General features: G+C 72.3%; 19 protein-coding genes and 1 pseudogene. 9 read left to right on the plus strand and 11 right to left on the minus strand.

Annotated elements, in window-relative coordinates:
- Positions 1–175 precede the first annotated feature (175 nt).
- Positions 176–1,354: a magnesium/cobalt transporter CorA gene (gene corA / locus ACGFIM_RS10755; RefSeq protein WP_393197920.1), complete on the plus strand. Its 1,179-nt coding sequence runs from the start codon at positions 176–178 to the stop codon at positions 1,352–1,354.
- Positions 1,355–1,369: 15 nt separating this feature from the next.
- Here the strand turns inward: corA and ACGFIM_RS10760 are convergent, their stop codons facing one another.
- Both ACGFIM_RS10760 and ACGFIM_RS10765 read right to left on the minus strand, forming a co-directional pair.
- Positions 1,370–2,848 carry a serine/threonine-protein kinase gene (locus ACGFIM_RS10760; RefSeq protein WP_393197923.1) on the minus strand — a complete coding sequence of 493 codons (1,479 nt, stop codon included), beginning with the start codon at positions 2,846–2,848 and terminating at the stop codon, positions 1,370–1,372.
- A gap of 486 nt (positions 2,849–3,334) precedes the next feature.
- Positions 3,335–4,540, minus strand: coding sequence for an SRPBCC family protein (locus ACGFIM_RS10765; RefSeq protein ID WP_393197926.1), 1,206 nt, complete (start codon positions 4,538–4,540; stop codon positions 3,335–3,337).
- A gap of 369 nt (positions 4,541–4,909) precedes the next feature.
- Here ACGFIM_RS10765 and ACGFIM_RS10770 point away from each other — a divergent pair, with 369 nt between their 5' ends.
- Complete coding sequence (locus ACGFIM_RS10770; protein ID WP_393197929.1) at positions 4,910–6,301, plus strand: APC family permease; 1,392 nt, start codon at positions 4,910–4,912, stop codon at positions 6,299–6,301.
- Positions 6,302–6,390: 89 nt separating this feature from the next.
- Here ACGFIM_RS10770 and ACGFIM_RS10775 read toward each other — a convergent pair whose 3' ends face one another.
- The 6 genes from ACGFIM_RS10775 to ACGFIM_RS10800 all read right to left on the minus strand — a co-directional run bounded on the left by ACGFIM_RS10775 (position 6,391) and on the right by ACGFIM_RS10800 (position 12,391).
- Complete coding sequence (locus tag ACGFIM_RS10775; RefSeq protein WP_393197932.1) at positions 6,391–7,236, minus strand: hypothetical protein; 846 nt, start codon at positions 7,234–7,236, stop codon at positions 6,391–6,393.
- Between the two features lie 1,058 nt (positions 7,237–8,294).
- Positions 8,295–8,765: a SigE family RNA polymerase sigma factor gene (locus ACGFIM_RS10780; protein WP_393197935.1), complete on the minus strand. Its 471-nt coding sequence runs from the start codon at positions 8,763–8,765 to the stop codon at positions 8,295–8,297.
- Between the two features lie 160 nt (positions 8,766–8,925).
- Positions 8,926–9,438, minus strand: coding sequence for a DUF1579 family protein (locus ACGFIM_RS10785; protein ID WP_393197938.1), 513 nt, complete (start codon positions 9,436–9,438; stop codon positions 8,926–8,928).
- A 357-nt stretch (positions 9,439–9,795) separates the two neighbouring features.
- The gene (locus ACGFIM_RS10790) at positions 9,796–10,002 is read right to left on the minus strand and encodes a cold-shock protein (protein WP_393197941.1); all 207 of its coding nucleotides are present in this window, start codon (positions 10,000–10,002) and stop codon (positions 9,796–9,798) included.
- A gap of 280 nt (positions 10,003–10,282) precedes the next feature.
- Positions 10,283–11,584 (minus strand): tetratricopeptide repeat protein, encoded by a 1,302-nt coding sequence (locus ACGFIM_RS10795; RefSeq protein WP_393197944.1) that lies wholly within the window; start codon positions 11,582–11,584, stop codon positions 10,283–10,285.
- Positions 11,585–11,632: 48 nt separating this feature from the next.
- Positions 11,633–12,391 carry a hypothetical protein gene (locus ACGFIM_RS10800; protein ID WP_393197947.1) on the minus strand — a complete coding sequence of 253 codons (759 nt, stop codon included), beginning with the start codon at positions 12,389–12,391 and terminating at the stop codon, positions 11,633–11,635.
- 309 nt (positions 12,392–12,700) lie between these two features.
- Here ACGFIM_RS10800 and ACGFIM_RS10805 point away from each other — a divergent pair.
- Both ACGFIM_RS10805 and ACGFIM_RS10810 read left to right on the plus strand, forming a co-directional pair.
- Positions 12,701–13,857 (plus strand): annotated as a pseudogene (locus tag ACGFIM_RS10805) (citrate synthase).
- 123 nt (positions 13,858–13,980) lie between these two features.
- The gene (locus ACGFIM_RS10810) at positions 13,981–14,397 is read left to right on the plus strand and encodes a cold-shock protein (RefSeq protein ID WP_393197950.1); all 417 of its coding nucleotides are present in this window, start codon (positions 13,981–13,983) and stop codon (positions 14,395–14,397) included.
- Positions 14,398–14,561: 164 nt separating this feature from the next.
- Here the strand turns inward: ACGFIM_RS10810 and ACGFIM_RS10815 are convergent, their stop codons facing one another.
- Positions 14,562–15,323, minus strand: a complete 762-nt coding sequence (locus tag ACGFIM_RS10815; protein ID WP_393197953.1) for a thioesterase II family protein — start codon at positions 15,321–15,323, stop codon at positions 14,562–14,564.
- A gap of 114 nt (positions 15,324–15,437) precedes the next feature.
- Between ACGFIM_RS10815 and ACGFIM_RS10820 the strand changes: the two genes are divergently transcribed.
- Positions 15,438–16,184 carry a 4'-phosphopantetheinyl transferase gene (locus tag ACGFIM_RS10820; protein WP_393197956.1) on the plus strand — a complete coding sequence of 249 codons (747 nt, stop codon included), beginning with the start codon at positions 15,438–15,440 and terminating at the stop codon, positions 16,182–16,184.
- Positions 16,185–16,202: 18 nt separating this feature from the next.
- On the opposite strand, the gene ACGFIM_RS10825 is transcribed toward ACGFIM_RS10820, so the two are convergent.
- Positions 16,203–16,781: a TetR/AcrR family transcriptional regulator gene (locus ACGFIM_RS10825; RefSeq protein WP_393197959.1), complete on the minus strand. Its 579-nt coding sequence runs from the start codon at positions 16,779–16,781 to the stop codon at positions 16,203–16,205.
- A gap of 150 nt (positions 16,782–16,931) precedes the next feature.
- Here ACGFIM_RS10825 and ACGFIM_RS10830 point away from each other — a divergent pair, with 150 nt between their 5' ends.
- Positions 16,932–18,476, plus strand: coding sequence for an MDR family MFS transporter (locus tag ACGFIM_RS10830; RefSeq protein ID WP_393197962.1), 1,545 nt, complete (start codon positions 16,932–16,934; stop codon positions 18,474–18,476).
- A gap of 115 nt (positions 18,477–18,591) precedes the next feature.
- On the opposite strand, the gene ACGFIM_RS10835 is transcribed toward ACGFIM_RS10830, so the two are convergent.
- Entirely contained in the window at positions 18,592–18,987 is a 396-nt protein-coding gene (locus tag ACGFIM_RS10835) for an arsenate reductase family protein (protein WP_393197965.1), read from the minus strand.
- A gap of 93 nt (positions 18,988–19,080) precedes the next feature.
- On the opposite strand from ACGFIM_RS10835, the gene hutH reads away from it, so the two are divergent.
- The 3 genes from hutH (at position 19,081) to ACGFIM_RS10850 (ending at position 24,259) form a co-directional block, all read left to right on the plus strand.
- A complete protein-coding gene (gene hutH / locus ACGFIM_RS10840) occupies positions 19,081–20,757 on the plus strand; it encodes a histidine ammonia-lyase (RefSeq protein WP_393197968.1) in 1,677 nt (558 codons plus the stop codon).
- Between the two features lie 408 nt (positions 20,758–21,165).
- Positions 21,166–22,983 (plus strand): glycosyltransferase, encoded by a 1,818-nt coding sequence (locus ACGFIM_RS10845; RefSeq protein ID WP_393197971.1) that lies wholly within the window; start codon positions 21,166–21,168, stop codon positions 22,981–22,983.
- A gap of 100 nt (positions 22,984–23,083) precedes the next feature.
- Positions 23,084–24,259, plus strand: coding sequence for an acyl-CoA dehydrogenase family protein (locus tag ACGFIM_RS10850; RefSeq protein WP_393197974.1), 1,176 nt, complete (start codon positions 23,084–23,086; stop codon positions 24,257–24,259).
- The last annotated feature ends 201 nt before the right edge of the window (positions 24,260–24,460 follow it).

A 24,460-nucleotide genomic window follows, 5' to 3' on the forward strand; every position in this document is an offset into this window, starting at 1 on the left:
AGGAGGTGAGGCTGCATGAGCAGTCAACCTCCTAGTCGCACTCACTGAGCCATTCACTGAGCGGCCGACATCTCCCTTTCGCACCCGGCGCCGCCGCACGCCCTCATGCCGGTCTCCATGCCGTCGCGCGCGCCGGGTCGTCGCCCTTTGAGCACGTTCCGGAGGTCCACCGATGATGTCCGACTGGCGTTCACGCGTTCTGCGTCCCGTACGGCGTATCGCGGCTCCGGCCGTCAAGGCAGAGCCCGAGCGGAAGCCCTCACCCGAGGAGTCCATGGATCCGCGCGGCCACCGCCCGGCCAGGCGCGACGGCGTGCGGGTGCTCGACGGCCAGGTGCTCGACGCCGCCCTGTACCGCGACGGCCGGCGGCTGAACAGCCCGTCATCCCCCGCCGACGTGCGTGCCCGGCTGCGCGACGAGCCGGGCACGATGGCCTGGATCGGCCTCTACCAGCCCGACGCGGAGCACCTGGAGGTGCTCGGCAAGGAGTTCGGGCTGCACGAGCTGGCCATCGAGGACGCCGTCGTCGCCCATCAGCGGCCCAAGCTGGAGCGCTACGGTGACACCCTGTTCGTGGTGCTGCGCGCCGCCCGCTACGACGACGACGCCGAGCAGGTGGAGTTCGGCGAGATCCACCTGTTCTGCGGCCCCGACTTCGTGCTGACCGTCCGCCACGGCAACGCGCCGCCGCTGCGCGCCGTACGCGAGCGCATGGAGGCCGATCCCGCGCTGCTCGCGCGCGGCTCCGAGGCCGTCCTGTACGCCGTGCTCGACCACGTCGTGGACGGCTACGCGCCCGTCGTCGCCGGACTGCAGAACGACATCGACGAAATCGAGACGCAGGTGTTCGGCGGCGACCCCGGCGTCTCGCGGCGCATCTACGAGCTGTCGCGCGAGGTGATCGAGTTCCAGCGGGCGACCAGGCCGCTGCTCGCCATCCTCGACGGCCTGACGGCGGGTTTCGACAAGTACGGCACCGAGGAGGAGCTGCAGCGCTACCTGCGCGACGTCGCCGACCACGCCACCACCGTGGCCGAGCGGGTGGACGGCTTCCGCCAGATGCTGGCCGACATCCTCACCGTCAACGCCACCCTCGTCACGCAGGCGCAGAACGAGGAGATCAAGCACATGACGGAGGCCAGCCTGGCCCAGAACGAGGAGATCAAGAAGATCTCCTCGTGGGCGGCCATCCTCTTCGCGCCCACCCTCATCGGCACGGTCTACGGCATGAACTTCCAGCCGCCGAACATGCCCGAGCTGCGCTGGACCTACGGCTATCCGTTCGCGCTCGCCCTGATGGCGCTGACCTGCCTCAGCCTGTACGTGATCTTCAAGCGGCGCGGCTGGCTCTGACCCCGCCCGGCCCGCTCACAGACCCTGGCCCAGGGCGGCGATCACCGTGATGAGCGCGATCGGCCCCAGGATCGCGGTATTGACGATGACCGCGCTCTGACCGGGCAGCACGCGGGCCAGCCCGGCGGAGGCGACCCGCCGCACCTTGCCCGCGCCCGGCAGCGCGAACAGGCCGATCGTGAACAGGCCCGCCGCCAGCGACTCGGCGTGGCTCGCGTTCAGCCGGCCGGTCATGTGGAGCAGCGTGCCGGCGACGATGCCGGACGCGAGCGACAGCAGCAGGTGGCCGACCGTCACGAGCGCGGCCCTGGTGAGGTCTTCGCGTTCGTCGTCGAGGTAGTGGCCGGCGATCCGCAGCGCCACCGACAGCCCCGCCGCGATCAGGCCGATGGTGACCGGCCGCAGCACGGTGATCGAGGCCAGCATGACGAGCACGAGCACGCCGGAGAAGTCACTGCTCTTGAGGAATCTGCGCAGCTCGAACGGCTCGCGGGGCGGCGCGGGGCGCGGCGGCTCCGGCTTGTCGTCGTGAACGGTGGGCGCCGCGGCGGTCGCGGGGTGCGCCCGCTCGTGGACGCTCGTGGCGTACGTGACGGGCGGCAGCAGGTCGGAGACGGCGTCCTCGCTCGCGGGCATCGTGAGCGTACGGTCGTACGCGGCGACGCCGGCGGGACGGCGGGCGTCGGGGTCGAGCGCGGCGGCCATGCGCGCGAGCTCGCGCGCGGTGGGGCGGGCGGCGGGATCGACGTCGAGCGCGCGGGTGAGCCAGCCGCGCAGCCAGCCGGGGGCGTGCTCGGACTGCCAGCGGCCCTCCATGGTGTTGAAGCAGACCGACTCGAACGTGCCCGTGCCGAACGGCGGCAGCCCCGTGGCGGCGAAGAACACCGTCGAGGCGAGCGCGTGCACGTCGGCCGCCTGGGTGACGAGCGACTCGCGGATGATCTCGGGCGCGAGGTAGCCGGGCGTGCCGACGAACATGCCGGTCTGCGTCAGCCGGGCCGAGTCGACGAGCTGCGCGATGCCGAAGTCGATGACCAGCGGCTCGCCGTCGACCAGCATGACGTTGGACGGCTTGAGGTCGCGGTGGATCACCCCGGCCGCGTGGATGTCCACCAGCGCCTGGCACAGGCCCCGGGCGAGCCTGACGACCTCGTGGGGCTCGAGCGGGCCGTCGCTCAGCACGGTGTCCTCGAGCGTGCGGCCGTTGGCGAAGCGCGTCACCACGTACGGGCGGCCGCCCGCGATCTGGGCGTCGATCACCTCGGCGACGTAGCGGCTGCGCACCCGGCGCATGGTCTCGACCTCGCGGATCAGCCGGTCGCGCGCCTTGAGGTCGGCGGCCACGTGGGGATGCAGCACCTTGATCGCGACATGCCGTCCGGCGGGGTCGATCCCGAGGTGGGCGACGCCCATCCCGCCCTCGCCGATCTTCCTGAGCACCCGGTAGGGGCCCAGCATGTCCTGCGCGTGCGTGCTGCTCGTTCCCGAGGTCATCCTCCGCCTTTCCCCGTCTGGGCGCGCCGTGGTCCTCTCACGTTTCTCTCACCCGTCCAACGCTCCGGCGGGCGCTCTAGGTTTCCCGCCGCCGCGCCGGCGGCGCCGCGATGCCCATACCGTACGGGCTTTCCGATGACCGGAAGTCCGCGTACGGATTTCTTCCGGGTTACTGACGAAATTCCGCGGATGTCGGCAGCCTCTGCGGCATGTCGCGCGGCGGCCGCCTCCGGACGCCCGTGTACCGGACCGCCCGGAAGCAAGACGCGGCGGGGTGAGACGCGGCGATCCGCCGCGGTGAAAGGACGTGCTGATGACTGGCCGGAGGTCCCTGCTGGCGGGCATGGCCGGAGTGGTGGGGGCGGCGGCGCTGCCCGCGACGGCGGCCCACGCGGCTCCCGGCGCCGCCGCGGCCGCTGAGCCCGCGCCGCGCACCGGGCTCCGCGCACCCGAGCCCGGTGCGCGGAGCCCCGCGCCGGCACCGGCTCAGCCGCCGACCGCGACCGGGCGCTCCCCGCGGCCGGTCTCCCGCCGCTCCTGCGCGCGCTCGACGTGCCGCTTCAGCCGCGACAGGTCCTGCCGCAGCTTGTGGCCGGGGTCCGCGCCGAGCAGCTTGGCGACGGCGTGCCCGGCGGCGCCCACCACCGGGTTGTAGGTGAAGCGCACCTGCACCCGGGTCCTGCCCCGCCCCCTGTCCACCAGCCGCAGCGACCCGGTGTGCGCGATGAGCTGGCCTTCCGTGGACTTCCAGGCGATCTCCTTGCCCTCGTCGCGCTTGGTCTCGGTCGCGTCGAAACGGATCGGCACGCCGGCCGGACCCTTGATCATCCAGTGCGAGAGCCCGCCGTCGGGCGAGCGGCGCACCTCGTACACGTCGGGCATGACCTCGGCGAACACCGAGTAGTCGCTCACCAGCTTCCAGATGGCCTCGGGCGGCGCGGTGATCTCGACCGCCTCCGACACGTCCACCGCGTTCCTGCCGGCGTTGATGCCGGTGAGGCGGCGCAGCGGCAGGTTCGTCAGCGCGCGGGCGGCCACGGCGACGCCCGCCGCGCGCGCGATCCAGGCCAGCGGGCCGGGCAGGCGGCGGGAGGCGGCCAGCGCGTACGCGGCGCACAGCCCGGCGACGAACCTGGCCGTCGGGGACCAGCGCTGCTGCCGCAGTTCCGGAACGGGTTCGCGAGGCCGGCCCCGGCCCTGCAGCGTCGGCACGCCGGACGGGTCGACGTGCGGGGTCCAGCGGGCGTCGACCGCCTTCACGCCCGGGATGCGCCGCACCGCCTTCCTCGCGTGCTCCTCCTCTTCCGCGAGCAGGTCGCCCTCCAGCGTCACCACGTGGTCGTGCACGGAGACGCGCACGGCGTGCGGGTGGCTGATATGGCGGCCCAGCTCGGCGCGTACCCGCTCCGACAGCACCCGGTCGTCGGCCGAGCGGCCCGCGAACCGGTAGCGCAGCGCGGCGCCCGCTCCCCGCCCGCGGTTGCCCAGGTCGCGGCTGAGCACGGCCGCGCCGTCGCGCATCTCGTGCGTGGCGTGCGCGGCCTTGTCCCGCACGCGCGCCCGGCGGGCCCGTCCCCTCGCGGGGTCCAGCAGGTACGCGGCCGCGGCCCCCGCGCAGGCTCCCACCCCGGCCGCCTTGAGCAGGCCGGGCAGGCGTGACGGCCCAGCGGTCTCGTCCCGAAAGGTGCTCATGACTCCCCCAGTTCGCACCGGCTTCATGCTGCTGAGGGCCGCTACCCGCCGACGACCTGGGCTAACGGACGGTAGCCGTGACGCCGGTCCGGGTGGCCGTTCCGCCGCCCAGGCACGGCCGTCGCAGCCCGGGGCCCGGTTCTCGCGTACGCGCGTCGCAGCGTGAGGACACGCGCCGACTCTCCGTGACGACGTATTCACGGAGCTCTGCACGCGCCGTAAAGTGTCAGGATGACCGTCGTGATCAGGCTGCCGGTCCGGCCCACGACGCCCGCCGGCGCCACGATCGCTCGACCCACGAGGTTCCCGCGCGCGGGACGCGTTCCCATGCCCATGCAGCCGCACGGCTGACGCACGACAAGGACCCCTATGTCACAGATCAGTCCCCCCGGCCCCGCGGAAACGGGGAGCGACGGCCAGCCCAGCCTCAAGCGGGTGATGGGCCCCGGCCTGCTGCTGCTGTTCATCGTCGGCGACATCCTCGGCACCGGCATCTACGCTCTGACCGGCCAGGTGGCCGGGGAGGTGGGCGGCGCCGCGTGGCTGCCGTTCGCCATCGCGTTCGTCGTCGCGCTGATCACGGCGTGCTCCTATCTGGAGCTGGTCACGAAATACCCGGAAGCGGCAGGCGCGGCGCTGTACGTCCACAAGGCGTTCGGCAAGCACCTGCTGACCTTCCTGGTGTGCTTCGCGGTGATGTGCTCCGGCATCACCTCGGCATCGGCGGCGTCGCGGGCCTTCGCCGCCAACCTCGCCACCGGCTTCGGTCTCGACGTCGGCAACACCGTCATCCTGCTGATCGCGATGGCGTTCATGCTGCTCGTCCTGGCCGTCAACCTGCGCGGCGTGGGCGAGAGCGTCAAGCTCAACGTGGTGCTCACCGCGATCGAGCTGTCCGGCCTGCTGCTCGTGATCGTGCTCAGCCTGTACTTCATCACCGGCGGCGAGGCCGACTTCTCCCGGGTCGTGGCGTTCGAGACCCCCGAGGACAAGAGCGTGTTCCTCGCGGTCAGCGCGGCCACATCGCTGGCCTTCTTCGCCATGGTCGGCTTCGAGGACTCCGTCAACATGGCGGAGGAGACCAAGGACCCGGTCAAGATCTTCCCGCGGATGATGTTCACCGGCATCGGCATCACCGGGCTCATCTACGTGCTGGTGTCCATCTGCGCGGTCGCCGTGGTGCCGGTCGGCGACCTGGAGGCGAGCGAGACGCCGCTGGTGACGGTGGTGGAGAGGGCGGCACCCGGGGTGCCGATCGGCGAGCTGCTGCCGTTCATCTCGATGTTCGCCGTCGCCAACTCGGCGCTGATCAACATGCTGATGGCCAGCCGCCTGCTGTACGGCATGAGCAAGCAGGGCGTGCTGCCGCCGTTCCTGTCCAAGGTCCACCCGAGGCGGCGCACCCCGCACGCGTCGATCGTGTTCACCACCGCGATCGCGCTGCTGCTCATCGCCTACGTCTCGCTGGTGCCCGACAGCCCGGTCGTCGCCCTGCTCGGCGGCACCACCTCGCTGCTGCTGCTCGCGGTCTTCGCGCTGGTCAACGTCTCCGTCCTGGTGCTGCGCAAGGAGGACACGGGGGTCGAACACTTCAAGGCGCCCAGCGTGCTGCCCGTCCTCGGCACGATCACCTGCCTCTACCTCGTCCTGCCCTGGTCGTCCGGCCGGCCGGCCGGGCAGTACCAGATCGCGGGCCTGCTGCTGGCGATCGGCCTGATCCTGTGGGCGATCACCTGGTGGTCGCATAAGAGAGCGACCTGAGCACGGACACCACGGGGCCGCCTTCGCTGCGGCCCCGTTCCATCGGGGCCCGCACTGCTGAAGCGGCCCGCCCGTGCTGACCCGTCCGCTCACCGGGCCGGTGGGACGGCGGCCAGGTTCACCACCCGTAGCCCGTCGCCCTGCTCCCAGTAGATCACCCCGTCCCCTCCCGACCACTCGCTGAGCGGCGCGAAGGAGACCTGCCGGTCGGCGTGGGCGTCGTACACCCCGTCGTGCCCGGAAAAGAACCGGTCGCGGTAAGACTCCCCGTGCAGGCCCTTGACCACCCGCACGTCACGGCCGTCCGTCCGCTGCACCACGGTGTCCTGCCCGCGCCGCCCCACGCACCAGGTGGGCCCGCAGCGCAGCCCCTCGACCCCGCGCGCCGCCCGGATCGTCACCTTCTTGCCCGTCTCCAGGTTCACCAGGCGGGTGACGTTGCGATCGAGAGCGAGCGGCTCGTCGGTCGCCCAGGGCCAGCCCGCGAGCTGCAGCCCCGCCGACCCGGGCACCTTCTTCGCCGCTCCCCCGCTCTTCGCCGCTCCCCCGCCGAGGGGCATCCGCCACACCCCGTCGATCGGGCTCGACCAGACCACCTGACCGCCCGCCAGCTCCAGCCGATCGACGCCGCGCCCCTCGACGCGGGCCATCCGCCGCGCCTGGCCGGCGCCCCGCAGCGGCGCGACCCACACCCAGCCATCGCTCAGCCAGGCGGCGTGCTCGCCATCGACGGCCGGCGCCGTCATCGTGCCGGACGGCGTGGCCACGGTCGTGAACCGCCCGGTGGTGACGTCGTAGACGCCGATCGTGCCACGGCTCTCCCTGGCCAGGAGCCGCGTGGCGTCGATGGCGGCCAGCGGCCGGTAGGCCGCCGGAACGGTGACCACCGCGGCCGGCCACACCCGCTCGATCTCCCTGCCACCCGGCCGCGACACATCCGCCCCCTGCGCCCGCCTCCCATCCGGCCCAGACGCAGCCTCCCTGCCTGATCCCGGCGTGGCGCGTCTCTCCGGCACCGACGCGTCCGGCCCCTGGGCGCGGCTTCCCTCCGCCCCCGGCACATCCGGCCCCTGCGTGCGGCTTCCGTCCGACCGCGACGCATCCGGCCCTTGCGTGCGGCTTCCGTCTGGATCTGTCGTGGCGTCCCTGCCCGCTTCCCCCGTAGCGTCCTCATCCGGCCCGGAGGTCCTGTCGCTGTCGGGCTTCGGCGTGAGGCCGGGGTCGGTTTGGCCCCCGTCCGGCCTTGACGCGGACTCTCCGCCTGGCCCCGGCGTCTCCAACCCTGAGGCGGGATCCGCCGTGCTCGCATCCGTCGCGCCCGGGGCGGCGGCGCTCTGGTCTGCCGTGCTTGGGACTGCGGCGATCTGGTCTGTCGCGCTTGGGGCGGCGGCGCTCTGATCTGTCGTGTTCGGGGGTGCCGCGCTCGGGGCGTCGGCGCTGCCCGCGCCGGGTCCGGGGACCGGCAGAGGCGGCGACGGCCACGCGGCCACCACCGCCCACCCGAGCGCGAGCGCGCACGCCGACGCCAGCACAGCCCCCGTCCGGCGGCGGCGCCGGTCCCGCCGCCGAGCCGCCAGGGCGGCGAGCAGGTCGTGCTGCGGAGCCCGTTCCGCGATCGTCCGCAACGCCGCGGCCAGCTCCTCCTCGCTCAGCCGATCATCGACCGCCTCGTCACCGATCACCTCGTCGCCAACACCATCGACCAGCCCGCCTTCGACCACCGGTCCCTCGGCCGACTGCCCCTCGGCCGACTGCCCCTCGACCAGCGGACCGCCGAACGGCGGGCTCTTGGTGGCCGGCTCGGCCCCAGTCAGTTCGGCTCCAGGCCGCCCGGCCTGGGTCGGCTCAGCTTCGGACCGCTCGACCCGAGTCGGCCCGGCCTCAGGCAGCCCGGCCCGAGTCGGCCCAGCCCCTGACCGCTCGGCCTCAGGCCGCTCGGCCCGGGGCGGCTTGGGCTTGGTCGGGTTGTTGAGCGGGCGTTCGTCGTCGGTTGTCATGCCTGCCTCCCCGACAGGGCGCGTGCGCGGGCGCGGAGGGTGGCGAGGGCGCGGGAGGCCTGGCTGCGTACGGTCGCCTGGGAGATCCCGAGGATCGCGGCGATCTCACCGTCGCCGAGCCCTTCGTGGTAGCGCAGCACCAGCACCGCCCGCTGCTTCGGCGGTAAGGCGCGCAGCCGTTCCCAGACCTCGCGCAGGTCCTCCTCGTCCTCCCGGACCGGCGACGGCACGTCGTCCGTGAGGTGCTCCCGCCGGCGGCGCCGCCACCAGGTCACGTGCTGCCTGGCCATGATCGTGCGGACGTAGCCCTCCGGGTCGTCCTTCCTTCTGACCCGGCGCCAGGTGGAGTTCAGCTTGAGCAGCGCCTCCTGCACCAGGTCCGCGGCGTCGTCGGCGTTCCCCGTCAGCACGAGCCCGTACCGCAGCAGCGCCGGCCCCCTGGCCCGGACGAAATCCTCGAACTCCACCTCCCAGGGACGTCCGGGCCGCGGCTTTCGTTGCAAGAATTTTTCGCAGGCATCAGGCACCAGGTGACCTTGGTGTCGCGGGTTGCCGGGCGAGCCTGGCGTAGCGGCATCAAGCGGCCGCTGCTGTCGCGGGTGCCGGGCGAGGTCTTGTGCTGCGGGGTCAGGCGACTCTGGTGTAGACGAGGGTGAAGTCGTGGCGCCACGGGCCGCCGTTCTCCGACGCCTCCCAGGCGCCCTCGATCGTCTTGCCGTCCGCCGAGATCGTGGCGCGGTAGCGTTGCGCGAAAGCCGGGTCGTCGCGCCAGATCCGCAGCTCGCCGCCCTCCAGGGTCATGAGGTAGTCGCGGGCGGCGCCGCGCGAGTCGTACAGGTGCTGCACGAACACCTCCGGCCGGTCGCTCAGGCCGATGACGCACATGCCGTCGGGGGCGTCGGGGTGCTCGTTGGTGTAGGTCTGGACGAGGAAGTGCCGCCCTTCCATCCAGGAGAACGTCGTGTGCCCGCGCCCGACGATCTCGGGGCTGCCGGGGCCGAAGAAGCCCGCGTCGAAGATGGCGGCCGTGTCCCACTCCCCGACCAGCGCGTCCAGCCGGTCGAGCGCGGGCGAGCGGTCGGACGGCACGTCGGCGGGGGCGATCTGCTGCTCGCTCATGGCGGTGAGTCCTCTCGTCATCCCGGATACGTCCTTGCCACCGTGTTGACTCCCGCCGGCCACAGAATTCATCGCCCCCGGCAGGCTTGGAAACAACCGCACTCCTGACAGCACGGCCCCGGAAGCGGCCCCCGCGCCCGCGCATCCGCAGGTCGCAGAAGGCACCTCACGCCCGCACGGCCCGAGCAGCGCCCGCACGGCCGCATGGCCCCGGAGCGGCCGCACATCCGCGGGTTCCGAAGGCGAGCACGCGTCCTAGCGGCCCCGGAAGCATGCCCGTTCAGGGCCGTGTTCGCCGGTGCAGACGCGAGCCCGGGCGCCGCGTTGTGCGGGCCCGGGCTCGGGAGCCGTGAGGCTCAGGGGTTTCGGTGGCTCAGGTCAGGCGGGAATGATGTTCTCCGCCTGCGGGCCCTTCTGGCCCTGTACGACGTCGAAGGACACCTTCTGGCCTTCGGTGAGCTCGCGGTAGCCGCCGGTGCTCACGATGTTGGAGTAGTGGGCGAAGACGTCGGCGCCACCGCCGTCCTGGGCGATGAAGCCGAAGCCCTTTTCCGAGTTGAACCACTTCACGGTGCCTGTCGCCATGTCGATCTCCTTAGAAAATGCGCAGATCAGACGGAATCCACACTTTGCGGAATCCGTGTCGCCACGATGTGCCCATCCGGAAATGACCGGCGAACAAAAAATGCGCCTGATGGCAATCTGTCAGGCGCACACAAAGTCTTTTATGGGAACCACAACTGCAACGCCCCCAGGCTAGCACAGCGATCCGGGATCGACGATTGAGCGTGCCGTCGATTTTCCGCGGATCTGGAGGTGAAATTACCTGGTTTACGGTGCATTCCGCAGGGGTACTGCCGCACCCTCACGCGGTCTCCGCGAGCAGGGCGCGGGCGCGGACCGCCCCTGCGGGTGAGAAATACGGGTTGATGTCCAAAGCCCGGGTGAGGTGCGTACGGGCCCAGGCGAGGTGCCCGCGGGCGTACTCGATCTCCCCTCGATGGTAGGAGAACAGCGCGTTGCGGCCCCCGAGCGCGGCGGCGCGGGCCGCGTAGCGTGCGGCCTCGGCGTGGCGTCCGGCCCGGTGGAGCGCCCAGGCGAGGGCGTCGGCGACCTCGACGGCCTGCCGTCGCGCCCATTCGAGCCGCAGGTGGCGCACGGCGGTGCGGGGGTCGCCGTGATCGGCCTGGAACACCCCGATGGCGTAGTGGTCGGTGGCGCCGTTGGCGGCGAGCACCTTCTGGTGGGCCACGAACGCGGCGTACTGCTGCTGAGCGCCCGCATGGTCGCCGAGATGGTCGAGCAGCTCACCGTATTCGACGGCGTAGGCGGGCGAGTGGGCCACGGCGGCGGCGTAGTCGCGGCGGGCCTGGTCGGGGTCGCCGAGCGCGGCCTCGGTGCGCGCCTTGCCGGCCCGCGCGGGCACGTGGCCGGGGTCGGCCGCCAGAGCCTGCGTGTACGCCGCCCGCGCCGCCGACGGGTCGCCCTCGTCCCAGGAGAGGTCTCCGAGCTGGCACTGGCAGGAGGCGTATTCGGCGGGGTCGGCGGCCAGGCGGCAGGCGCGGCGCAGCAGCTCGCGGGCCGGGCCGATGCGGCCGCGGAGGTGTTCGATGCGGGCGGCCCTGCTGTAGGAGGCCAGGTCGGGGCGGCCGTCGAGCATGCGGCGCAGCGCGCGTTCGGCCCGGTCGTACTGGCCGAGCTCGAGGTAGGCGTCGGTGAGCACGCCGTAGAGCGCCCAGCGGTGCGGGGCGGCGGCGCGGGCGCGTACGGCCCAGCGGAGCGCGCCGGTGTGGTCGTGGCGGGCGTTGGCCAGCTCGCCCATGCCGATGACCGCCTCGACGGGCGGTCGGCCGCCGGCTCCGAGGCGCAGCGAGCGCTCCAGGGCGGCTTCGGCTTTGGCGTGGTAGGCGGTCTCGGTGGTGCGGCGGGCCTGCTGGAGGTACATGTGGCCGAGGTTCGCCCAGACCGCCGCGTCGCGGGGGTCGCGGCTCAGCCGGCGCCTGGCGGCCTCGATGGTGACGGACGGGTCGTACGGCGCACCCGCCGAGGGCTCCGGCTGCCGCGGCCCCTCCTCGCGCATGACGCCCGTGGGGGTGTGGGGGGTGAGCAGGAGGCCGCCCAGCAGCACGCATCCCAGCAGGGGCAGCACAAGCCGTATGCGTTTCATCGGTTTCGAGGTGTCCTCGTGAGGGGGATGGCGGAGGGGGACTGCCGGTCAGAACGGCAGGATCGGGGCGGGCGGCGCCGAGGTGCGCCGGATGGCGTCGTTCACGAGCTCGATGCCGCGCAGACCGGGCGTGGCGCCGGCGGGGACGGGCCGGCTGGGCTCGCCCTGCCAGGCGATGGCGAGGTCGGCCCAGTGAGTGCCGCCGCGCAGGCGGGTGCCGAGCTCTCTGTTGAGGTGGTCGGCCCAGCTCTGGTGGAGGGTCAGGGCGACCTTGCGCGGCCCGGCGCCGCCGCCGTGCCGGACGAACGTGCGGGGGTCGAGGGCCCGCCGGAGGCCGAAGGTGGCGAGGGTCAGCTCTCCGCGCGGCCTCGCCTCACCGTTGACGGTGGGGGTGGCGAAGAGCGCGCTGCCGCCGCCGGTGGCGAACAGCATGTGGAAGGTGCCGATCTCGTACGTGACGCCGACCTCGTCGTCGGTGAGCCGGAAGCCGCCGGGGTGGCAGATCCGCCCGCTGGGCGTCTCGACGGTGTCGTAACGCTCGCCGACCGGCATCCACAGCGCCCTGCCGCCGTCGGCGAGCTCGGCCGGGCCGAGCGCGGACAACCCGATGCCGGCCCGCTTCAGCTCGCCGGCGAACGCGGCCGAGAGCGTGATCTTCGCGCCGCCCTCCCTGGACAGGTAGCTGCCGACCTGCCCGTACGCGAGACAGCCCGCGCCGGAGCGGACGGCGGCGGCGGGCTGGACGGCGAGCAGGACCGCGGCCAGCGCGGTGCCGCCGGCGATGAGGGAGGCACGGGTCGGGCGCATGCGTGATGCTCCTTCGGGGGGAGGCGGGGGGACACGGCGCCGGGAGACGTCCGCACCGGCGCGCGCTTTTCGCGATTACGGTGAGTAGTTATACCACCGCGTTACGGAATCGTGGGCCGGGTTTTCCCAGCTCCCCGCGCCTTCCGCCCACGGCGGAGCCCGCTCGGGCCCGACATTGACGAAAATCAACGTAACGACGCGGACAAGACCTTCCGACCTGCGAGTGGCCTGCGTCACGTGGATGAAAATCAACGTTGACGCTCCTCCTCCGGAGGCCCGAGAGTGCCGGTATCAGAGGAGGTTCACGTCATGAACAGCACCACCACGACGGCGGGCGACGGGCAGGGCATCGACGTGCCCAAGGGGCTCAGCGGCGTCGTCGTCACCGAGACGCGGCTGAGCGACGTCCGCGGCCGTGAGGGCTTCTACCACTATCGCCAGTACTCCGCGATCGAGCTCGCGGAGAAGCGGACGTTCGAGGACGTCTGGCACCTGATGCTGCTCGGCACGCTGCCGTCCGGCGAGGAGCGGCACCGCTTCCTCGAACGCACGCTTGCGCTGCGCCGCCTCCCCGATGCGCTGCGCCCCGTGCTGCCCGCCCTGGCCACGCCGGGCGGCGGGCCGCTGGAGGCGGTGCGCGGCGCCGTGTCGGCGGCCGGCGCCATGCTCGGGATGAAACCGCTGTACGACCTCTCCCCCGAGCGCCGCCTCGACGACGCGCTGCGGGTGAGCGCGCTCATGCCGACGCTGCTGACCGCGCTGCACCGGCTCTCGCTCGGCCGGTCGAGCCGCGCGACGACCTGCCGTACGCCGCCAACTACCTCTACATGCTCACCGGCGAGGAGCCGGACCCCGCGCACGCCAGGGCGATCGAGCAGTACCTCATCTCCACCGTCGACCACGGCTTCAACGCCTCCACGTTCACCGCGCGGGTGATCGCCTCGACGGGCGCCGACCTGGCCTCCTGCGTGGTGGGGGCGCTCGGTGCGCTGTCGGGGCCGCTGCACGGCGGCGCTCCCAGCCGCGCCCTGGAGACGCTCGACGAGATCGGCACGCCCGATCGCATCGACTCCTGGGTCCGCGAACGCGTGCTCGCCGGCGACCGCATCATGGGCTTCGGCCACGCCGTCTACCGCACCGAGGACCCGCGCTCGCGCCTGCTGTCGGGCATCGCGCGGAGCTTCGGCGGCGCGCTGGTGGACTTCGCGCACGAGGTGGAGCGGCGGGTCGTCGAGATCCTCGCCGAGCTGAAGCCGGGGCGCGAGCTGCACACCAACGTCGAGTTCTACGCGGGCGTGGTGATGGAGCTGTGCGGGGTGCCGCGATCGATGTTCACGCCGACGTTCGCCGCCGCGCGTACGGTCGGATGGTGCGCCAACATCCTGGAGCAGGCCGCCGACCGCAAGATCATCAGACCGGCGGCGCGGTACGTGGGCGCCGCCCCGCCCCAGCCCGTGCCCGCCTGAGCTGCCGCGGGACGCTCGTCGCGCCGCCGGAGCGTGCCGTTGTGCCCCCGCAGCGGCGCGCGGTAGCCTGCGCTCGGGTGTCCCGCAGCTGGTACGCCCGTGGTTTGGTCGAGTGAGGTGCTGGTGGTCACGGGTAGGGTACTGCGGTTCGATCAGGTTCGGGGTTACGGGTTCATCGCGCCGGATTCCGGCGGCGCCGACGTCTTCCTGCACGCGAACGATCTGCTGGACGACAAGCACGCGCTCAGGCCCGGGACCATCGTGGAGTTCCGCCTCGAGGGCGGCGACCGGGGGCTGAAGGCGTCGGACGTGCGCATCGTCGGCCAGCGGGGCACGACCGCGCACCCGCAGGGCTCCTACGCCGGCTCCCACGAGAGCGGCGGCGACGACCTGTGCGAGGTGCTGTCGGAGTCGGAGTTCAAGCGGGAGATCACCGAGCTGCTCATCACGACGGTCCCGACGCTGACGGGCACGCAGATCGCGGCCATCCGGCAGGAGCTGTCGTCGCTCGCCAAGAGTTACAAGTGGGTCGAGAGCTGACCCCGGGCCTCCGCTCGACCTCGCCCGGAAGCCGGAAGCCGGAAGCCCGAGGCTGAAGCCCGCCGGCCTGCTCCGTCACCGGTACCCGGCGTCCATCGGCCCCTCGTCCGCGGACGGGAGCCGTGGCGGCGCTTCCTCTGCGCGCGACTCGGCCGTGTACGCGCTCAGCGGCCGGGCAGGCGGCGGGCCAGCTCGGCGTACACGCGTTCCCACCGGTCCTCGAGGTAGAAGTGGCCGCCGGGGAAGAGCTCCATGTCGAAACCGGCGGTGGTGTGCCCGGCCCAGGCGCCGGTGTCGTCCTGCGTCACCTTCGGGTCCTCCGTACCGAGGAACGCGGTGATCGGGCAGCTCACCGTCGCATCGTCGGCGCAGCGGTAGCGCTCGACGGCGCGGTAGTCGTTGCGGAGCGTGGGCAGCACGATCGAGACGAACTCGGCGTTGTCGAAGGCGGGCGCGATGGCCGGGTTCAGCGCGCGCACCTCGGCCACCAGGCCCGCGTCGTCCAGGCGGTGCACGCCCTCGTCACGCGAGCGGGACGGCGCGCGGCGGCCCGAGGCGAACAGCCGTACGGGCGGGGCCTGGCCCTCGCGTTCCATGATCCTGGCCACCTCGAACGCGACCGTCGCCCCCATGCTGTGCCCGAGAAAGGCGATCGGCCCTTCGACCGGCGCGGACGTCAGCGCCTCATGGATGCGCTCGGCCAGCACGAAGATGTCGTCGATCATGGGTTCGCCGAAGCGGTCCTGCCGGCCCGGATACTGCACGCCCAGCACCTCGACGGACGCGTCCGCACACCGCGCCAGCGGGGTGAAGTAACCGGCGGCGCCGCCGGCGTGCGGGAAGCACAGCAGCGTGACCGCGCGTCCTGGGGCCGGGCGCAAGGAGCGGATCCACAGCTCACGGTCGGCGGCGGCGCGGGCGGGCATGTCGTCCTCCAGACGATCGGGTTAATTCTTGGAGACCACCCAATCATTACGACGATCTCCGCAAACAGTGCTCACCTAGAATGAAGCCATGATCGGCCCGGCCCCGGTGTCCACGTGATCGAAGCCATACTCCCCCCGCAGGTCGTCGCGGTCGAGTCGCGCGACGACGACGATCTCGACGGCGTGCTGTTCCCTGAGGAAGAGGCCTTGGTCGCCCGCGCCGTCGACAAGCGCCGCAAGGAGTTCGCGGCGGCCCGCATCTGCGCGCGCAGGGCGCTTGCGCTGCTCGGCCGCCCGCCCGTGCCCATCCTGTCCGGATCCCGCGGTGAGCCGCTGTGGCCCGACGGCATCGTGGGCAGCATCACCCACTGCGCCGGCTATCGCGGGGCGGTGGCGGCCGTGCGGTCCGACGTGGCGTCCATCGGCATCGACGCCGAGCCCGACGGCCCGCTGCCCGACGGGGTGCTCGACGCGGTCGCGCTGCCCGAGGAGTCGGCGCTCGTACGGGAGCGGGCCGGGCAGGACGGCGTGCACTGGGACCGGCTGCTGTTCTGCGCCAAGGAGGCCGTCTACAAGACGTGGTATCCGCTGACCGGGCGGTGGCTCGGCTTCGAGGAGGCGCGCATCGACCTCGTCGCCGACCCGGTCCCGGCGGTGGCCGCCCCCGCCCCTGGGGCCGCACCCGTCTCCGGAGCGGGCGGCGGGACGGGCGGCGTGCGCGGCAGCTTCAGCGCGCGGTTACTCGTCCCCGGCCCGCAGCTCGGCGGCCGTACGCTCCAGGACTTCTCCGGGCGCTGGCTGGCCGCCGACGGGCTGATCCTCACCGCCATCGTCCTCCCCTGGAAGGACAAGGCCGGGTGACCGCACCGGTGGGGCGGGTCAGGTGAAGGGTGCGGCGAGCTCGTCGAGGGACTGGGTGATGACGTCCTGGAGCGGGCGGGTCTCGTCTTCCGAGCACCACCGCTGGGTGGCCACGCGCAGCGCCGCGAGGAACGCGGCCGCGACGAGCCGGGGGTCGGCGGCGCCCTCGCGCCCGGCCACGGCCTCGCTCAGGTCGTTCTCCAGCTGGATCCGGTTGGCGAGCTGGCGGGCGAGCAGGGACGGGTGGCGCATGGCGAGGCGGGCGCGGATGTGCCATTCGCGGTCGGGCCCGTCGTGCTCGTCGAAGAGGCTCTCCAGCGCCCCGCGCAGGGCGAGCCAGGCGGAGCGGTCGGGCGGCTGCTCGCGCACGCGGCGCACGAGGATGTCGTGCATGTGCTCGTCGCCGTACAGCAGCGCGTCCTCCTTGCCGGCGAAGTAGTTGGAGAACGTCCGGCGCGAGATGTTGGCGGCGTCGGCGATGGCCTCGACGGTGACGTTGTCGAGGCCGTGTTCGACGGTGAGCCGCAGCGCCGCCTCGTGCACGGCCTGCCGCGTCTCGGCCTTCTTGCGCTCGCGCAACCCTGCTGTACCACCCATGGTGCGAGATAGTTTACCCATTGGGAATGAATGCTCAATGCGCAAAGTTGCCGCGTGAGCATGTAAAGTATCCAAGTTGCTTCCCTTACACACCCTGAACGGAGGTTGCGTGTGAGTGCCCAGCCGGCAGCGCCGTCCGCGGCGGAGCCGATGACCCACCGCCAAATCCTCAACGCCCTCAGCGGCCTCCTGCTCGTCCTGTTCGTCGCCATGATCAGCGCCACCATCGTCTCGGTGGCGCTGCCGCAGATCATCGGCGCGCTCAACGGCAGCCAGTCGCAGTACACGTGGGTCGTCACCGCATCCCTGCTGGCCTCGACCGCCTCGACGCCCATCTGGGGCAAGCTCGCCGACCTGTTCAACAAGAAGCTGCTGCTCCAGATCTCCATCGTGATCTTCATGGTCAGCTCGCTGGCCTGCGGGTTCGCGCAGAACACCGGCCAGCTCATCGCCTTCCGCGCGCTCCAGGGCCTGGGCATGGGCGCGCTGCAGATCCTCACCCAGGTCGTGATCGCCGCCATGATCCCGCCGAAGGAGCGCGGCCGGTACAACGGCTACCTCGGCGCCGTCATGGCGGTCGCCACCGTCGGGGGCCCGCTGCTCGGCGGCCTCATCGCCGACACCTCGTGGCTCGGCTGGCGCTGGTGCTTCTTCATCGCCGTGCCGTTCACCATCACCGCGTTCGCGCTGCTCGCCAAGACCCTGCACATGCCGACCGTGCGCCGCGCCGACGTCAGCATCGACTACTGGGGCGCCCTGCTCATCGCCGCCGGCGTCAGCGTCCTGCTCATCTGGGTGACCTTCGTCGACAACTCCTTCGACTGGCTGTCCTGGCAGACCGCCGCCATGGTCGGCGGTGGCGTGGCGCTGCTCGCGCTGGCCACGTACGTGGAGTCGAAGGTGCGCGAGCCGGTCGTGCCGCTGCACGTCATCAGGCGCCGCGATCCCGCGCTCGCCATCCTGGCCAGCCTCTCGGTCGGCATGGCCATGTTCGGCGGCGCGGTCTTCCTCGGCCAGTACTTCCAGATCGGCCGCGGCTACGGCCCGACGGCCGCCGGTCTGCTGACCATCCCGATGATGGTGGGCGTGCTGTTCTCCTCGACGATCAGCGGCCGGATGGTCTCCAAGAGCGGCCGGACGAAGCCGTACATCCTGGTCGGCCTGGTCGTGCTGCTCGCCGGCTTCGGCGGGCTGTCCACCATCGACCACGAGACGTCGCTGGTGCTGGTCTCGCTCTACATGCTCGCCGTCGGCACCGGCGTCGGCATGTCGATGCAGAACCTCGTCCTGGTCATCCAGAACACCGTCCCGCTGCGCGAGGTCGGCGCGGCCAGCGGCGCCATCACGTTCTTCCGCTCGCTCGGCGGCACCGTCGGCGTGTCCGTGCTGGGCGCGGTGCTGGCCAACCGGGTGGCGACGAACATCACGGAAGGGCTGGCCAAGGCCGGCATCCCGGTGACCGGCGGCACGGCGAGCGGCAGCCTGAACCTCAATGCGCTGCCCGAGCCGATCAAGCAGATCGTGCGCGCCGCGTACGGCGACGCGACCGGCCACATCTTCCTCGTCTCGGCCGGCATCGCGGTGGTCGGGCTCATCGCGGCGTCGTTCCTCAAGCCGGCGAAGCTGCGCGACAGCCTCGACCTGCCGGCTCAGCCGAAGAAGGAGGACGCCCCCACCCCGGCCACGCCCGCGTGAGGCCTTGACGGCCCGGTAGCCGCGCCGGCCCTTCGGAGAACGGCCGGAAGATCGGAAGTCTGGAAAGACCCGGAAGGCCGCGTTCCCATCTCGCCCGTGGGAACGCGGCCTTCCGTCATTCCCCCTTCGCGGGCAGGACGGAGCGGACGGCCTCCTCCGTACGGGCGACCACCGCCGTCCCGTCGCCGGCCGTGATGATCGGCCGCTGGATGAGCACGGGATGGGCCGCGAGCACCTCGATCCACCGCTCACGGGCGGCGGCGTCGCGCGGCCAGGAGGCCAGGCCCAGCTCCTTGGCGACCGTCTCGCCGGTCCTCGTGATGTCCCAGGGCTCGAGCCCGAGCCTGGCCAGCACGTCGCGCAGCTCGGCGGCGCTCGGCGGGTCGTCGAGGTAGCGGCGTACGGTGTAGCCGGCGCCCTCCGCGTCGAGGACGGACAGCGCGGCGCGGCATTTGGAGCAGGCCGGGTTGATCCAGATCTCCATGGCCACCGACAGTACCGGGGCCCTCATCACTTGTCCCGGATCAGGTCAGCAGCCGCCTGCCGCCGCGCGTCGCGGACCCTCCCCCGCCTATAACGGAGCGATCCGGAAGGGGAGGCGTTCATGAGGATCGCACGCATCGTCACCGGGCTGGGCCTGCTGGTGACCCTGCTCGTACCGGCGCAGGCCACGGCGGAGCCGGCCGCGCCGGCGCCCGAACCGCTGAACCTGGTGCTCGACGGCCGCTCGTTCACGCTCAAGGACGCCTTCGCGATCCTGGAGGGCCGCCCGGTCTCGGCCAGGATCGCGCCGCAGGCCTGGGCGACGATGGCGCGGACGCGGGCGGGCGCGCTCGAGGCGCTGGAGAGCGGGCAGCGGGTGTACGGCTGGAACCAGGCGCTCGGGCCGTTGAAGGACCGTCCGCTCTCGCCCGAGCAGGCCGAGCAGTTCCAGCGCAACGTGCTCCGCTCGCACGCCGCCGGGGTCGGCGAGCCGCTGCCGGACCCCGTGGCCAGGCTGGCGCTGGTCATCAAGGCCAACCAGATGGCACGCGGCACGTACGGCGTGCGCCCCGAGCTGCCGCAGCGCCTCCTCGCCCTGGTCAACGCCGGGGTCGTGCCGAGGATGCCGCAGATCGGCTCGCTCGGCACCGGCGACCTGCAGCCGCAGGCGGCGGCCGGGCTGGCGGCGATCGGCGAGGACGCGCCGGTCCGGTACGCGGGCGAGGAGGGGCCCGCGTCCGCGCTGCTGCCCAAGGCCGGGCTGCCCGCCTCGTTCACGCTCCAGGCCGGGGAGGCGCTGCCGATCGTCAGCGGCAGCACGGTCGTGGCGGCCCTGCTGATGGACGCCGTACGCCGGGCCACGGTGCTCGCCGACCAGGCGGAGGGCGCGTTCGCGCTGTTCATGGAGGCGACCAGGGCCGAGCGGGGGGCGCTGGACGCGCGTACGCACAAAGAACGGCACATCCCCGAGGAGAACGCGGTCGCGGCACGGCTGCGGGCGATGGTGGCGGGCTCGGGCTGGATGACCGAGGAGGGCCGCAGGCGGCTCGACCCCGAGAACGACGAGCCCCGGGTGCAGGACGCGGTGTCCGTACGGGCCGCGCCGCACATCCTGGCCGGGCTGCGGCACGTGCTCGCCGGCGCCCGCCGCGCCCTGGTACGCGAGGCGAACTCCTCCACCTCCAACCCGCTCGTCTTCCGGCGCAAGCAGGGCAGCGGCTACGAGTTCGTCATGGGCGGCAACTGGGACGCCTCGATCATGGGACACCTCGCCGACAGCCTCAACGCGGAGATCGCCGACGTCGCCGTCCTGTCGCAGGAGCTGTCCGGGCGGCTGCTGTCGCCCCGCTGGAGCTACGGCCTGCCCGCCAACCTCGCCGGCGGCACTCCCGGGCTGAACTCCGGCATGGTGCAGGTGCAGTCCGTCGCCGCGGCGCTGATCCCGGAGCTGCAGGTCAGGGCCACCCCGGCCGGTACGCTGTCCCGTCCGGTCAAGGACGGCCAGGAGGACCACAACACGATGGCCATGGCCTCGGCCCGGCACCTGCACGAGAACCTCGACCGGCTGGAGATCGTGCTCGCGGTCCAGTACCTGATGGCGGCCCAGGGCATCGACCTGATCGCGGACAAGATGACCGGCCTGCCGCTCGGCCCCGGCACCCGCGCCCTCCACGCCGAGCTGCGCCGGCACGTCGCACCGCTCGGCGACGACCGCTACATGACGCCTGACCTGGAGCGGGTCGTCGCGCTGGTCAGAAACGGCCATTTGGTGCCGCCGCCGACGACCGCCCGCCCCTGAGCACGACCGCTCCCACCGCCGTCGCCGGCGTCAGTGCACCCCTGAGCACGACCGCTCCCACCGCCGTCGCCGGCGTCAGTGCACCCCTGACCGCGACCGCGACCGCCGCCGCGGCCTCCCGGCAGTACGCCTGCGGCCGCCTTTCACTCCCGTCGGCCTGCGGCGCTCCGGAGGCGCCGCGCCACGACGGTGGATGCCGCCGGGCGGCGGAACGCCGCAGCGGAGGGGCGCTCGACGACGGGTGAGGACGGTGGCGCGGTTTTCCTGCTTCCTTGACAAATCCTGACAAACCTGACCTGCGGAAACACGGATTCCTGAATGCGGCTCTCGTTGCGTTCCCAGATAAGGGCTCTACAGTGGGCACGCGATCGCCCCGACCGACGACGCGATGAGGGAGTAGCAACGCGCATGTCCGTGACCCCTCGGGACCCTGCAGATGGCCAGGTGCCGCGGATCCGCGGCAACGACTACCGCGTCCTGCGGCCGCCGGAGCGGTTCACGCCCCGGCTGCGGGTCAGCGTGGTCATCCCCGCCTACGGTGCCCAGGACAAGCTGAACCTGGTGCTCGCGGGGCTGGCGCGGCAGACGTATCCGGCGGAGCTGACCGAGATCATCGTGGTGGACAACGGCAGCGATCCACCGCTGTGGCTGCCCGAGGGCAGCGCCGCCCGCCTGGTGGTGTGCGAGCGGCCGGGCCGGGCCCCGGCCCGTAACGCCGGGCTGGCGGAGGCGACCGGCGACGTCATCCACTGGCTCGACTCCGACGTGGTGCTCACTCCGGGCGCGATCGAGGCGCACATGCGCTGGCACCACGCCGCGCCCTACCTGTCGGTGACCGGCTACATCCGCTTCACCAGCGCCCCGCTGCCCGACGAGCTGCCCGAGGACCTGGAGGCGGCGTTCGAGCCGGCCGAGCCGCACGCCTGGCTGGTGGGCCTGGTGGAGCGGACCGACGGGCTCACCGCGAACCCGATACGCCCGTTCAGCCTGCACGTCGGCGGTGCCACCTCGGTCAGCAGGCGGCTCATCGAGGCCGCGGGGCCGATGGACGAGGAGCTGATCCTCGGCCAGGACACCGAGATGGGCTACCGGCTCGCGCAGGCGGGCGCGGTGTTCGTACCGGAGCCGAAGGCGCGCGCCTACCACCTCGGGCCGACCATGCGGATGCGGGAGCAGAAGCGCATCGACCGGGTCAGCCACGCCTTCGTCGCCGACCGCATCCCCACCTACCAGTGGCTGCGCACCCACCCCGCGCGGCAGTGGAAGATCCCGCACGTCACCGCCGTCGTCTCCGGCACCGGAGGGTACGAGGCGGTGCGCTCCAGCGTGGACGCCCTGCTCGCCTCGACGGTGCCGGATCTGTCCGTGGTCGTGACCGGCCCCTGGGACACCCTCGACCGCGACCGCCGCGCCCCGCTCAAGGACCCGAACCTCGATCTCGTGCTGGTCCACGGCCACTACGAGCACGAGGGCCGGGTACGCCTGGCGACCGACGAAGAGATTCACCCGTCGGTGCCGTTCGTGCTGCGGCTGCCCGCCGGGTGGATGCCGGGCGAGGACAGCGTGGCGCGGCTGCTGCGGCTGGCCCGCAACGAGGCGCTCGGACTGATCAGGGTGCTGCTGGACGAGACGCCTGACGGCGTGGTCGAGGCCCGGCTCGAACGCGTGGCGTCCTTCTCGCGGGCCCGGCTGGTCGCCCGGCCCGGCGAGCCGCTGGAGGACGCGGTGGACGACGTGTCCGGCGTACGGTGGGTGACCGGCGAGGAGTACGACTTCTCCCGCGCCGGTGACGAGCTGCCCGAGCTGGTGGGGCGGCGGGCCGCGTACAAGGCGAGAGTGCAGGCGCAGGCCGAGGCGGAGCGCCTGGCCAAGGAGAACGAGCGGCTGCGCGGCCAGGTCGCCAAGTGGCGCGACGAGGCGGGGCGCTGGCGCAAGAGCACGGTCGAGCTGCGGCGCGAGGTGGGCACGCTGCGGCGCGAGCTGCACGCGGCGCAGCGTGCGGCGCGGAAGCCCGCCCCGCCGGTGACCTTCACCGGACGGGTGAAGCGGGTCATCCGCCGCCGCGTGCTCGGCCGCCTGCCCGCCTCCGCGCAGCAGGCCGCCCAGAAGAGCGCCCAGAAGACCGCCCAGAAGACCGCGCAGAAGACCGCGCAGCAGCCCGTCCAGGATGCCGCCAAGCAGCCCGCGCAGGGGAACGCGCGCCGGAACGGTCAGGGCGGCGAGTAGCCGCCCGGCCCTCCGGGGCCGCACTCGAAGCCGTACCCGCCGGTGTCGGGGCGGAGCGGCTGGGTAGGAGGAGCGGCCACGAGCGGAGGAAGCGGGGGCCATGTCGGAGCTGCTGACCGGAGACTTCTACCGGTTCGAGGAGATGCTCGCCGAGGACGAGCGGCGGACGCTGCATCGCGTGCGGGAGTTCCTGCACGACAAGGTGGTGCCGATCGCCAACGACTGCTGGCTGCGCGGCGAGTTCCCGATCGACCTGGTCAAGGAGTACGCCGAGCTGGGCATCGCGGCCCTCGCCCACCCCGAGTGCCCGGGGTCGAAGCCGAGCGGCCTGCTCAGCGGCTTCCTCGCGCTGGAGATGGCGCACGCGGACCCGTCGATGGCGACGTTCTTCGGCGTGCACACGGGCCTGGCCATGGGCAGCATCGCCGCGTGCGGCTCGCGGGAGCAGCGCGAGCGCTGGCTGCCGGCGATGAGCAGGATGGACGAGATCGGCGCGTTCGCGCTCACCGAGCCGCTGGGCGGCTCCGACGTGGCGGGCGGCATGCGGACCACGGCCAGGCGCGAGGGCGATGTGTGGGTGCTGGACGGGGCCAAGCGCTGGATCGGCAACGGCACGTTCGCCGACCTGATCGTGGTGTGGGCGAGGGACGTCGAGGACGGGCAGGTCAAGGGGTTCGTGGTGGAGAAGGGCACGCCCGGGTTCACCGCCACGAAGATCGAGAACAAGATGGCGCTGCGCACGGTGCAGAACGCCGACATCACGCTGTCGGGCTGCCGGGTGCCGGAGCAGAACCGGCTGGCGAACGCCCGGTCGTTCCGCGACACGGCGCGGATCCTGCGCAGGACCCGCAGCGGCGTCGCGTGGCAGGCGGTCGGCATCATGATCGCCGCGTACGAGATCGCGCTGCGTTACGCGGGGGAGCGCGAGCAGTTCGGCCGGCCGATCGCGTCCTTCCAGCTCGTGCAGGACCTGCTGGTGAAGATGCTGGGCAACGCCACCGCCTGCCTGGGCATGGTGGTGCGCCTGGCGCGGCTGCAGGACGAGGGCGTGTTCAAGGACGAGCATTCGGCGCTGGCCAAGGCGTACTGCACGTCGCGGATGCGGGAGGCGGTCGGCTGGGCGCGGGAGCTGCTCGCGGGCAACGGCATCATCCTCGACTACGACATCGCGCGCTTCGTGGCGGACGCGGAGGCGATCTACTCCTACGAGGGCACCCGGGAGATCAACACGCTCATCGTCGGGCGCGCGGTGACGGGGCACGGCGCGTTCGTCTGATCGTGACCGCTCATTCGATCGGTCCCACGCTCGTTCCCGTGATCGATTCCCTTGTCGTTCGCGCGGAAATGGTCGCGGAATCGGTCACTGTGCGTGGCATGACGGCCGTCACGATTCACGAATCGTAGGTTGACAAAGAGTCAACCCGCCATTGGCGATGTTTCTTCGCATCCGTACCTTGAAGTACATCTGCCCCATCGG

The sequence above is a fragment of the Nonomuraea sp. NPDC049309 genome (assembly GCF_043196965.1).
GTDB lineage: Bacteria > Actinomycetota > Actinomycetes > Streptosporangiales > Streptosporangiaceae > Nonomuraea > Nonomuraea fastidiosa.